This is a genomic window from Streptomyces sp. YJ-C3, from assembly GCF_053891275.1.
Map to the genome: position 1 here is coordinate 1,629,210 of NZ_CM132685.1, position 11,899 is coordinate 1,641,108.

Consider the following 11,899-nt stretch of genomic DNA (forward strand, 5'->3'; position numbering starts at 1 on the left):
CGCCCTAACCTCCCTCCGCCAGCCGTGCCAGGGCCGCCAGGGGGACCGGCAGCCAGTCGGGGCGGTGGCGGGCCTCGTACAGGGCCTCGTAGACCGCCTTGTCCGTCTCGTAGGCACGCAGCAGGACCGGTTCCGTACGCGGATCGGTGCCGGTGACCTCCGCGTAGCCGGTGCAGTACGCGGCGCGGCAGGCGTCCGACCAGGCGGGGTTCCACGGGGACGGGTTCTCCGCGGTGGGCGGCAGGGAGCGGGCCGCGTAGTCGAAGGAGCGGAGCATGCCGGCGATGTCGCGGTGCGGCGGATGCGGCATGCGGCGCTCGGCGAGCGGACGGGACGGCTCGCCCTCGAAGTCGATGAGCTGCCAGGTGCCGGAGGGCTCGCGCAGGCACTGGCCCAGGTGCAGATCGCCGTGGACGCGCTGGGCCTGCCAGGTGGTGCCCTCGGCGGCGAGGTCGGTGAGCGCCTCGAACGCGGTGCGCAGCGCGGGCACATGGGGCAGCAGCGCGGGCACCTGGTGGGCGGTGGTCTCCAGGCGGTGGATCATCGCCTCCGCCAGCTGCTCGGTGTGCGCGCGGGAGCAGGTCACGGTGGGCAGGGCCCGGGCGAGCGCGGCGTGCACCTCGCCGGTCGCGCGGCCCAACTCCCGTGCCTCAGCGGTGAAATCCTCTTCCTTGGCGAGGTGGCGCAGGGCCAGGTCCCAGCCGTCGGCGGCGCCCTTGAGGTAGGGCTGCAGGACACCCAGCGTCTTGCTTCCCGTCTCGAACCACGCGATCGGGGCCGGGACCCGCGGGCAGCCCTCCCGGGCCAGGGCCAGGGGGAGTTCGAGGTCGGGGTTGGTGCCGGACCGCACCCGGCGGAAGAACTTGGCGATGAGCCGGTCGCCGTAGACCACCGACGAGTTGGACTGCTCGGCGCGCAGCGGCCGGGGCATCAGGCCGCGCAGCACCTCGCCCTGCGGGCCGCGGTGGAAGCGCAGGTCACCGAGGGTGCCGGGGATGCGGAGACGTTCCAGCAGGACGGACGCGAGGCGCGGGTCGTGCAGCGCCTCGTACGCGGTACGGCCGGCCAGCGGGCCCTGGGTGATGTGGCCGATGGCGGCCGCCGCGAGGCGCGGAGGCAGGGCGTCGCTGATGCCGATCAGCAACTGGTAGCAGTCGCCGGGGCCCTCGTCGGCGGGTGGCTGGTGAGCGCGCAGCAGCAGGTGCAACAGGCCCGAGCGGGGCAGGAGTTCGGTGACCGAGTCCAGCGTGAAGCCGGTGATCGGGCGTCCTTTCCCGGCGAACCAGCGCTGCCGCGGCAGCCATTCGCGGAGCAGCGGATCGAGGGACGAGAGCAGTTCCGGATTCCCCTCGGCGGGGGCGGCGGGCCGGGCTGCGGCTTCCGACATGGCGTCGCGTCCTTTCCCCAGGGGAGAGCGACGGGCGTTCCGCACGGTATTGGTGGAGAGTGCCCAGGGCCCGGGGGCGGAAACCGGGTTTTGAGCGCTTTTTGGCGACCCGGGACACGGGTCACCGGCCACGGTCGCGGGGCCCGCGCCACACTCGGCACGGCCCCGCGACCGGCTCACCGCCGGCGCGCGTAGGCCTCGAAGTAGTACTCGGCCTCCGACACGACGACGAGGCTGTCGAGCGTGCCCGACAGGAACATCCACGGCTCCCCGACCGCCGCGCGCACCCGGGCCGTCCAGCCGCCCGGCGGGACACGGCACTCCAGCCAGGGCAGCAGGCTCACGTTGCTCGCCACGTAGAGCCGCCCGGTGATGCCATGGGCCGTCAGGAGCTCCTCGATCCAGCCGTCGAGCTCCTGCGACGTGGTGTCGTCCGAGATCAGCTCGTCCGGCTCGGCGTGGAGCCCGCGGGACACGTCGATCGCGGCGCGCGCCCACGCGGGCTCCTCGCCGGGCCGCAGGGCGCCGCCCGTGCGCAGGTCGCCCAGCCGGACCTCGACGGTCTTCAGGGCGGCCTGCTCCCGGCGCTCGCGCAGCTTCTGCTGGAGCCTGCTTTCCATTGCATCGTTCCTGCGTCGGTACGGGCGGTGGCGGCCCGGCCGGGCCGGGGAGCACGGTCAGGCGCCCTCCTTGCGCAGCCGGAACCAGTAGAACCCGTGTCCTGCGAGGGTCAGCAGGTAGGGCAGCTCACCGATCGCCGGGAACCGCACGCCGCCGATCAGCTCCACCGGATGCCGTCCGTTGAAGGCCTGGAGGTCGAGTTCGGTGGGCTGCGCGAAGCGGGAGAAGTTGTGGACGCACAGCACCAGGTCGTCCTTGTACTCCCGCAGGAAGGCGATGACCGCCGGGTTCGTGGACGGCAGCTCGGTGTACGAGCCGAGGCCGAACGCCGGGTTCTGCTTGCGGATCTCGATCATGCGTCGGGTCCAGTGCAGCAGCGACGACGGGGAGGACATGGAGGCCTCGACGTTGGTGACCTGGTAGCCGTAGACGGGGTCCATGATCGCGGGCAGGGACAGGCGGCCCGGGTCGCAGGAGGAGAAGCCCGCGTTGCGGTCCGGGGTCCACTGCATCGGGGTGCGCACCGCGTCGCGGTCGCCCAGCCAGATGTTGTCGCCCATGCCGATCTCGTCGCCGTAGTAGAGGATCGGCGAGCCGGGCAGGGACAGCAGCAGGGCGGTGAAGAGCTCGATCTGGTTGCGGTCGTTGTCGAGGAGCGGGGCCAGGCGGCGGCGGATGCCGATGTTCGCGCGCATCCGCGGGTCCTTGGCGTACTCCGCGTACATGTAGTCGCGTTCCTCGTCGGTGACCATTTCGAGGGTGAGCTCGTCGTGGTTGCGCAGGAAGATGCCCCACTGGCAGCTCGACGGGATCGCCGGGGTCTTGGCGAGGATCTCCGAGACCGGGTAGCGGGACTCCCGGCGCACCGCCATGAAGATGCGCGGCATGACCGGGAAGTGGAACGCCATGTGGCACTCGTCGCCGCCCGACTGGAAGTCGCCGAAGTAGTCGACGACGTCCTCGGGCCACTGGTTCGCCTCGGCGAGGATCACCACGTCCGGGTACTGGGCGTCGATCTCCTTGCGGACCCGCTTGAGGAAGTCGTGGGTGGCGGGGAGGTTCTCGCAGTTGGTGCCCTCCTCGGCGTACAGGTACGGGACCGCGTCGAGGCGGAACCCGTCGATGCCGAGGTCCAGCCAGAACCGCAGCGCGGCCAGGATCTCCTCCTGGACGGCCGGGTTCTCGTAGTTGAGGTCCGGCTGGTGGGAGAAGAAGCGGTGCCAGAAGTACTGCTTGCGCACCGGGTCGAAGGTCCAGTTCGAGGCCTCGGTGTCGACGAAGATGATCCGCGCGTCCTGGTACTGCTTGTCGTCGTCCGCCCAGACGTAGTAATCGCCGTACGGCCCCTCGGGGTCGGAGCGCGACTGCTGGAACCACTCGTGCTGGTCACTGGTGTGGTTCATGACGAAGTCGATGATGACGCGCATCCCGCGCTGGTGCGCCGCGTCCACGAACTCGACGAAGTCGGCCAGGTCACCGAACTCGGGGAGCACCGACGTGTAGTCGGAGACGTCGTAACCCCCGTCCCGCAGCGGTGACTTGAAGAACGGGGGCAGCCAGAGGCAGTCGACCCCGAGCCACTGGAGATAGTCCAGCTTCGCCGTGATGCCCTTGAGGTCGCCGACGCCGTCTCCGTTGCTGTCCTGAAAGGAACGGACGAGCACCTCGTAGAAGACGGCGCGCTTGAACCAATCGGGGTCCCGGTCCTTGGCGGGGGTGTCCTCGAAGGTGTCCGGGACGGGCTCATTCATGATCATGGTGTGGGTGACCCTCCGAATCCCTTTTCCAGAGAATTCATCGCGGCGTGGACGGTCGCAGGACGGTGAGGATGTGCGCGGGTGCGCGGCCCGGTTCGAGCCGTACGTAGTTCGTCCTGCCCCAGTGATGGATGTCGCCGGTGAGCTCGTCGCGCACCGGGGTGGACTCGTGCCAGCCGAGCCCCAGTTGCGGCATGTCCAACGAGACGGTCGCCTCCTGGGTGTGGTGCGGGTCGAGGTTCACGACCACCACAACCGTGTTCGAGCCACTCTGTTTCGAGTACACGATCACCTCGTCCTTGTCGGCGTGATGGAAGTGCACCTGACGTAGTCCGCGCAGGGCGGGGCTACGGCGGCGGATGTCGTTGAGCGCGGTCAGGAGCGGGGCGATCGTGCGCCCTTCGCGGGCAGCCGACTCCCAGTCCCGAGGCCGCAGTTGGTACTTCTCGGAGTGCAGATACTCCTCGCTACCGGGTCGTAGCGGTGCGTTTTCGCAGAGTTCGTATCCGCTGTAGACGCCCCAGGTCGGCGAGAGGGTCGCGGCGAGCACCGCGCGGAGCTCGAAGGCGGGGCGGCCGCCGTGCTGCAGGAACTCGTGCAGGATGTCCGGGGTGTTCACGAAGAAGTTCGGTCGCATGACGGCGGCCGACTCCCCGGCCAACTCCTGTACGTACTCCGTGAGTTCGGACTTCGAGTTGCGCCAGGTGAAGTACGTGTACGACTGCTGGAAGCCGATCTCGGCGAGGGTGCGCATCATCGCCGGACGGGTGAACGCCTCGGCCAGGAAGATCACGTCGGGGTCGGTACGGTTGATGTCCGCGATGACCTGCTCCCAGAAGACGACCGGCTTCGTGTGCGGGTTGTCGACGCGGAAGATGCGTACGCCGTGCGCCATCCAGTGGCGCAGGACGCGGGTGGTCTCCGCGATCAGCCCCGGCATGTCCTGGTCGAAGGCGATGGGATAGATGTCCTGGTACTTCTTCGGCGGGTTCTCGGCGTAGGCGATGGTGCCGTCGGAGCGGTGGTGGAACCACTCCGGGTGCTTCTCCACCCAGGGATGGTCCGGCGAGCACTGCAGCGCGAAGTCGAGGGCGATCTCCAGGCCCGCGTCGCGCGCGGCCGCCACGAACCGGTCGAAGTCCTCGATCGTGCCGAGGTCCGGGTGGATCGCGTCGTGACCGCCCTCCGGGGAGCCGATGGCCCACGGCACACCGACGTCGTGCGGGCCGGGCGAGAGACTGTTGTCCGGGCCCTTGCGGTACGTCGTGCCGATGGGATGGACCGGCGGCAGATAGACCACGTCGAAACCCATCGCGGCGATGGCCGGCAGCCGGCCCGCGGCGGTGGCGAACGTGCCGCTCACCGGCGGCGCGCCCGCTTCCACCACGGCGCCCTCCGAGCGGGGGAAGAACTCGTACCACGCCCCGTACAGCGCCCGCTCGCGCTCCACCAGCAGCGGCAGCTCCTCGGAGGAGGAGACCGGCTCGCGCAGCGGATGGCGGGAGAGGACCGCGTCGACGTCCGGCGCGAGCGCGGCGGCGAGCCGGGCGGCGGCCGGGCGGGTCGTGTCGCGGAGCGCGGCAACGGCCTGCAGAACCGTTTCGCGCAGCGGTTTGGGAAGGTCCGGTACGGCGCGTTCGTACAACAACGCGCCGTCCTCCAGGACCAGTTCCGTGTCGATCCCCGCGGGGATCTTGATCCCGGCGGCGTGCCGCCAGGTCGTGACCGGGTCGCCCCACGCCTCCACGGCGAAGGTCCACGCCCCGGTCGCGTCGGGGGTGACCTCGGCGCCCCAGCGGTCGGTGCCCGGGGCGAGTTCGCGCATCGGGGTCCAGGGGCCGGGCGTCCCGTCGGGGCCGCGCAGTACCACGTTCGCCGCGACGGCGTCGTGGCCCTCGCGGAAGACGGTGGCCGTGACCTGGAACGTCTCGCCGACGACCGCCTTGGCCGGGCGGCGGCCGCGGTCGACGACCGGACGGACGTCGCGGACGGGGATACGGCCGATGGTGACTTCCGCCGGCGGCGACGGGACCTTGGCGGGGGCCGGCTTCTTCGGCGCGGCGGTTTTCTTCGAGGCGGTTTTCTTCGCGGCGGCTTTCTTCGACTTGCCCGGGGCTGCCCCGTTCGTGCGGGTGCGCTGCGCCGATGACGCGGCCGCGGGGGCTGATGACTTGCCGGACGACTTGCCGGAGGACGTCGATGACGGGCGTTGTGCGGGCATGACCGCTCCTGTCCGCGGGGCTCGGGGGTTGCGGAGACGACATTCGGGGAGAGGGCCGTGCAGTGGTGCCGAAAGGCGTACCGGGGGAGCCTTCCACGCTCTTCGGGCGGGCAATCCGGTGCTTTGTTAACTACTCGCGCGTAAGAGCACACACAAGACCGGTCCCGCTCGAGGAGACGGGACCGGCTCATGAACTCACCTTTCGCCTAGGGGGTGTTGACCTGGAGCAGCTTGTTCGGTGAGCCGAGTCCGGCACCGGTCACCCGGTCCGATGCGGTCCGGTCGGCCAGTGCCTTGCCCACCTCCGCGGGCGTGGCCCCCGGATGGTCGGCGAGATAGAGCGCGGCCGCGCCCGCGGCGTGCGGCGTGGCCATCGACGTACCGGAGAAGGTGGCCTTCCCGGTGTCACTGGCGTACGACGCGGACGTGATGTCCACCCCGGGTGCGAACAGGTCGACTCGAGTACCCCAGTTGGAGAAACTTGCACGTGCGTCCTGCTGGTCGGTCGCGCCGACCGTGACGGCCTCCTGGACCCGAGCCGGGGAGTACAGGCTCGCCGGGAGACCGTCGTTGCCCGCGGCCACGGTGTAAGTGACCCCGGAAGCAATGGAGTTGCGTACCGCTGCGTCGAGCTGGGCATTGGCGTACCCGCCCAGGCTCATGTTGGCCACTGCGGGTTTCTTCGCGTGCTTGGTCACCCAGTCGATGCCCGCGATGACCTGGGCCGTGGTCCCCGACCCCTCGTCGTCGAGCACTCGCACGGCGACCACGTTAGCCTTCTTCGCGACCCCGTAGCTCGCGCCCGCGACGGTTCCGGCCACGTGCGTGCCGTGCCCGTTGCCGTCCTGCGCGGTGGCGTCGTCGTCCACGAAGTCCCAGCCGTAGGACGCCCGTCCGCCGAAGTCCCGGTGACTGATGCGGACGCCCGTGTCGATCACGTACACGGTCGTGCCGGCCCCCGCCGACTCCGGCCAGGTGTACGACGTGTCGAGCGGCAGATCGTTCTGGTCGACGCGGTCCAGGCCCCACGAGGGCGGGTTCTTCTGGGTGTGGTCGTTGGCGACCTTCGTGTCCTGTACGACCGAGGCCACGCTCGGATCGGCCGCGAGCTGTCCGGCCCGCGCCTCGTTGACCTTCACCGCGTACCCATTGAGCGCCTTGCTGTAGGTGTGGCGTATTTTCGCCCCGTACCTGTCGGCGAGGTCCTTGCCGGCCTTGGACGGAGCGCTGGTTCCCCCCTTCAGTGTCACGATGTAGCTGCCCGTCACGGCGCCGGGGTCACCGGCCCCGAATATCCGCCCCTGCGCGGGGGCGGCGTGTGCGGGCAGTGTGATGGCCGAAACCACCGCGGCCGTGGCGATGGCGATGAGCCCGCCGGTCCAGCGCGTCCGCCGCTTCCGTGTCACTGGCACGGTCACTGCCATGTGTGAGTTCCCCTCCTCAACTCGACGCATTCAAGCGCCAGTTGGCAGCCTCTCGTGCGGTGTGAAGTGCCACAAGGATGCACGAGGGGGCGGAATCGGCCATATCGCCCGTGGTCGAGTCGTGGCGGAGGCATGAGGGTTGCGGCGACTTCCGGCCGTTCGAGGTGCCGATCCGGGGCCGCCCCATCTCTCCCGTCGCCCGCCGACGGGAAAGAGAGGGCGGCAGAAGAAGCGGCGGGGCCTTGCTCGGGCGTGCGAGCCTGAGCGCATGTCGATCATTCACCGCACCACCCTCCGGCCCACCAAGCTCGAACTCCTCACCGACTGGCTGCCGAAGCAGTCCTGGTTCGAGGGTTCCGGCAGCCCGGAGCTGACCAAGGCCGGCGGATTCCGGCTCGACGACCCGGACGGCGAGGTCGGGATGGAGTTCATGGCCGTCACCGACGAATCCGGCGCGCGCCCGGTGACGTACCACGTGCCGATGACCTACCGCGGCGCCCCGCTGCCGGACGCGGCCGAGGACGCGCTCATCGGCACCCTCGTGCACGGCGTGCTCGGCGAGCGGTGGGTGTACGACGGCGCCCGGGACCCGCTGCTCGTCGGCCAGTTGGCGGCGCTTCTGCGGGGCGAGGTGCCGGCGCACGCGCAGAGCGTCGACGGCGCGCTCGACCCGGCGGTGCGCGTACGGCTCGACGGAGCCGCCGCGTCGCGGCCGCAGATCGTCCGCGTGCTGGAGCCGGGCAGCTCGGTGCCCGACGCGCCGGGCGAGGTCGGCGCCGAGTGGCGGCGCGCGGACGGGAGCGTGGTGCGTGGGGTGTTCGTGACGGTTCGGGCGGACTGAGCTGTTCCGGGCGTTGCGGGGTGGTCCGTGCCGAAGTGATCTGCCATCGTGGACGGGCCTCCGGTGACCGCCGGGCGGCGTGTTTCCCGAGCGGGGGAGAGGTACGGATGAGCGCGACACGACGGCTCGCGAGGCTGTTCACGGGGGCTGCCCTGGCGACGGGGGCCCTGATCGGTACGGCCGCCGCCCCGGCGACGGCCTACAGCCCGAACCCGACGGTCAGTGCCTACTACCGCGACACGGGGTCCTGCCCGTGCAGCGGCGGCACGCTCGACGACCCGTTCGACGGCACGTACTTCGGGAAGGACGCGGGCGGGTACGCGGTCAAACTGGAGCTGAACCAGGGCGGTTCGTTCGTCGGCAAGGTGGAGTTCCACCCGAACGACGAGAAGCTCCGGGTCTACGACACCAAGAACGACGGCGACACGTTCCACGTCCGGATCTCGTACACCTCGGGCGGCACCACCCACAACCTCGGCACGTACGTGGCGCCCGGCACGGACGCCGTCGCGGACCGCGTCGTCAAGGACTTCGACATCCCCGAGGGCGCGGGCGTCGACATCTCCGTGTACGACGACGCCGGGCTCACCGACTACATCGGCGGGGCGCGCGGCACGGGCGGGGCGGTCGCCTGACCTGATCGCGGTGCGGGGCGCCCGCCGCGTGCACGGCGGACAGCGCGCGAGCCGTGCCCTCGCCGAGTCGGGACGCGGCGAACTCGCCGCCGGGCGCGACACGTTCGGGCCAGTGTCACGTACGGTCCCGCCGCTCTCGGGGACGGCTCCCGCAGCTGCCCCGGCATCATGCGTTCCTCCAAGTCACCTGCTCCCCACGCGTGTTCTGTCGGCGTTCCAGGAGGTCGCGCCGCGGGTGGCTCCATGCGCCGTGGCCCACGGGGCCGCCGCGCACTAACGTCGTGGATGACGTCCGGGACGCGCGACGTGGTGCGTCCCGCAGCGGAGCACCCGGCCGCGCTCCCCCCGACCGACCGCCGACGCCCCCGCTGCACGCGCGAAAGGGGAACTGTGAAGGCCATCCGTCGTTTCACCGTCCGCCCGGTCCTGCCCGAACCGCTCGCCCCGCTCCATGAACTGGCCCGCAATCTGCGCTGGTCGTGGCATACCGCCACCCGTGACCTGTTCGCCGCCGTCGACCCGGAGCGCTGGGCCGGCTGCGACGGCGACCCGATGCGTCTGCTGGGCAGCGTGGCCCCGTCCCGGCTCGCCGAACTCGCCGGGGACGAAGGGTTTCTGGCCACCCTCAGCGAGGTCGCCGACGATCTGCGCGGCTACCTCCAGGACGACCGCTGGTACCAGACACACGCGCAACAGGCCGAACTCCCGTCCGCCATCGCCTACTTCTCGCCGGAGTTCGGCATCACGGCCGCCCTGCCGCAGTACTCCGGCGGCCTCGGCATCCTCGCCGGCGACCACCTCAAGGCCGCCAGCGACCTCGGCGCCCCGCTCATCGGCGTGGGCCTGCTCTACCGGCACGGCTACTTCCGCCAGTCACTGTCCCGGGACGGCTGGCAGCAGGAGACGTATCCCGTCATCGACCCGAACGAACTGCCGCTGACCCTGTTGCGCGAGCCCGACGGCACGCCCGCACACCTCGCGATCGCGCTGTCCGGCGAGCGCCGGCTGCTCGCCCGCGTCTGGGTGGCGCAGGTCGGCCGCGTACCCCTGCTGATGCTGGACTCGGACGTCGAGGAGAACGACGTCCACGAACGCGAGGTGACCGACCGGCTGTACGGGGGCGGCAGCGAGCACCGGCTGCTCCAGGAGATGCTGCTCGGCATCGGCGGCGTACGGGCCGTGCGCACGTACTGTCGCCTCACCGGCCACCCCGCCCCCGAGGTCTTCCACACGAACGAGGGCCACGCGGGACTCCTCGGCGTGGAGCGCATCGCCGAACTGGTCGCCGAGGGGCTGGACTTCGACGCGGCGCTCGAAGCGGTCCGGGCCGGCACGGTCTTCACCACGCACACCCCCGTCCCGGCCGGTATCGACCGCTTCGACCGCGAACTCGTCGCCCGGCACTTCGGATCCGCCGCCGAACTCCCCGCGCTGGACGTGGAGCGGATCCTCGGCCTTGGCATGGAGACGTACCCGGGCGGCGACCCGAACGTCTTCAACATGGCGGTGATGGGGCTCCGGCTCGCCCAGCGCGCGAACGGCGTCTCCACGCTGCACGGCGCGGTCAGCCGGGAGATGTTCTCCGGGCTGTGGCCGGGCTTCGACCCCGAGGAGGTGCCGATCACCTCCGTCACGAACGGGGTGCACGCCCCGACCTGGGTCGCGCCCGAGGTCTTCCGGCTCGGCGCCCGCCAGATCGGCGAGCGGCGCACCGAGGACGCCCTGTCGGTCGGCGGCTCGGACCGCTGGGACGCCGTCGGCGAGATCCCCGACCGGGACATCTGGGACCTGCGCCGGGAGCTGCGCGGCCAGCTGGTCGACGAGGTGCGCGCACGGCTCACCGCGTCCTGGCGGCAGCGCGGCGCCGGAGCCGCCGAACTCGGCTGGATCGACGGGGTGCTGGACCCGGACGTCCTGACGATCGGCTTCGCCCGCCGCGTCCCCTCGTACAAGCGGCTCACGCTGATGCTGCGCGACCCGGACCGGCTGATGCGGCTGCTGCTCGACGAGGAGCGGCCGGTGCAGATCGTCGTCGCGGGCAAGGCCCACCCGGCCGACGACGGCGGCAAGCGCCTCGTCCAGGAACTGGTCCGCTTCACCGACGACCCGCGCGTGCGCCACCGCATCGTGTTCCTGCCCGACTACGGCATGGCGATGGCGCAGAAGCTCTACCCCGGCTGCGACATCTGGCTCAACAACCCGCTCAGGCCGCTGGAGGCGTGCGGCACGTCCGGCATGAAGGCCGCCCTGAACGGCTGCCTCAACCTGTCGGTCCTGGACGGCTGGTGGGACGAGTGGTTCGAGCCGGACTTCGGCTGGGCGATCCCCACGGCCGACGGCACCGCCACCGACGAGCACCGCCGCGACGACCTGGAGGCGGCCGCGCTCTACGACCTCCTGGAACGCCGGGTGACCCCGCGCTTCTACGAGCACGGCCCCGACGGGCTGCCCGACCGCTGGATCGACATGGTCCGCCAGACGCTCACGCACCTCGGCCCGAAGGTCCTGGCCGGCCGGATGGTCCGGGAGTACGTCGAGAAGCTGTACGCCCCCGCGGCCCGCTCCGACCGGGCGCTCACCCCGGACACGGCACGGGAGCTGGCGGCCTGGAAGTCCCGGGTCCGTACGGCCTGGACCCGCGTCGCGGTCGACCACGTCGAGGCGTCGACGGCCACGGCGGAACTCGGCGCGACACTGTCCCTGCACGTCCGGGTGGCCCTCGGCGACCTGGTCCCCGACGACGTGGAGGTACAGGCGGTGGCGGGCCGGGTCGACGCCGAGGACAGCATCGCGGAGGCCACCACGGTCCCGCTGAAGTCGGTCTCGGGCCCCGACGAGGAGGGCCGCTGGTCCTACGAGGGCCCCCTCGCCCTGGACCGCACCGGCCCCTACGGCTACACGGTCCGCATCCTGCCCACCCACCGGCTGCTGGCGTCGGCGGCCGAGGCGGGCCTGGTCACGGAGCCCTCGGAGACGCTCGGGGAGGGGGCCGGGGTGCTGATGCGGTGACCCC

At 71.2% G+C, this 11,899-nt stretch carries 8 protein-coding genes; 3 read left to right on the forward strand and 5 right to left on the reverse strand.

The annotated features are described in order from the left end of the window. Nucleotides 1–4: 4 nt before the first annotated feature. From ACVHNB_RS07290 to ACVHNB_RS07310, 5 genes are all read right to left on the reverse strand, one after another. The gene (locus tag ACVHNB_RS07290; protein WP_456227647.1) at nucleotides 5–1,387 is read right to left on the reverse strand and encodes a maltokinase N-terminal cap-like domain-containing protein; all 1,383 of its coding nucleotides are present in this window, start codon (nucleotides 1,385–1,387) and stop codon (nucleotides 5–7) included. 176 nt (nucleotides 1,388–1,563) lie between these two features. Beyond that, the gene (locus ACVHNB_RS07295) at nucleotides 1,564–2,007 is read right to left on the reverse strand and encodes a hypothetical protein (RefSeq protein WP_428952222.1); all 444 of its coding nucleotides are present in this window, start codon (nucleotides 2,005–2,007) and stop codon (nucleotides 1,564–1,566) included. A 57-nt stretch (nucleotides 2,008–2,064) separates the two neighbouring features. Beyond that, nucleotides 2,065–3,765 (reverse strand): maltose alpha-D-glucosyltransferase, encoded by a 1,701-nt coding sequence (gene treS / locus ACVHNB_RS07300; protein ID WP_428952221.1) that lies wholly within the window; start codon nucleotides 3,763–3,765, stop codon nucleotides 2,065–2,067. Nucleotides 3,766–3,802: 37 nt separating this feature from the next. After that, on the reverse strand, nucleotides 3,803–5,986 hold the full coding sequence (locus ACVHNB_RS07305) for a maltotransferase domain-containing protein (RefSeq protein ID WP_456227648.1): 2,184 nt from the start codon (nucleotides 5,984–5,986) through the stop codon (nucleotides 3,803–3,805). A 206-nt stretch (nucleotides 5,987–6,192) separates the two neighbouring features. Further along, nucleotides 6,193–7,410 carry a S8 family peptidase gene (locus ACVHNB_RS07310; protein WP_428952219.1) on the reverse strand — a complete coding sequence of 406 codons (1,218 nt, stop codon included), beginning with the start codon at nucleotides 7,408–7,410 and terminating at the stop codon, nucleotides 6,193–6,195. 268 nt (nucleotides 7,411–7,678) lie between these two features. Here ACVHNB_RS07310 and ACVHNB_RS07315 point away from each other — a divergent pair, with 268 nt between their 5' ends. The 3 genes from ACVHNB_RS07315 to ACVHNB_RS07325 all read left to right on the forward strand — a co-directional run bounded on the left by ACVHNB_RS07315 (nucleotide 7,679) and on the right by ACVHNB_RS07325 (nucleotide 11,895). Beyond that, nucleotides 7,679–8,251 carry a maltokinase N-terminal cap-like domain-containing protein gene (locus ACVHNB_RS07315; RefSeq protein ID WP_428952218.1) on the forward strand — a complete coding sequence of 191 codons (573 nt, stop codon included), beginning with the start codon at nucleotides 7,679–7,681 and terminating at the stop codon, nucleotides 8,249–8,251. A 107-nt stretch (nucleotides 8,252–8,358) separates the two neighbouring features. Next, nucleotides 8,359–8,886 carry a hypothetical protein gene (locus ACVHNB_RS07320; RefSeq protein ID WP_428952217.1) on the forward strand — a complete coding sequence of 176 codons (528 nt, stop codon included), beginning with the start codon at nucleotides 8,359–8,361 and terminating at the stop codon, nucleotides 8,884–8,886. 390 nt (nucleotides 8,887–9,276) lie between these two features. Continuing rightward, a complete protein-coding gene (locus ACVHNB_RS07325; protein ID WP_428952216.1) occupies nucleotides 9,277–11,895 on the forward strand; it encodes a glycosyltransferase family 1 protein in 2,619 nt (872 codons plus the stop codon). Nucleotides 11,896–11,899: the final 4 nt, after the last annotated feature.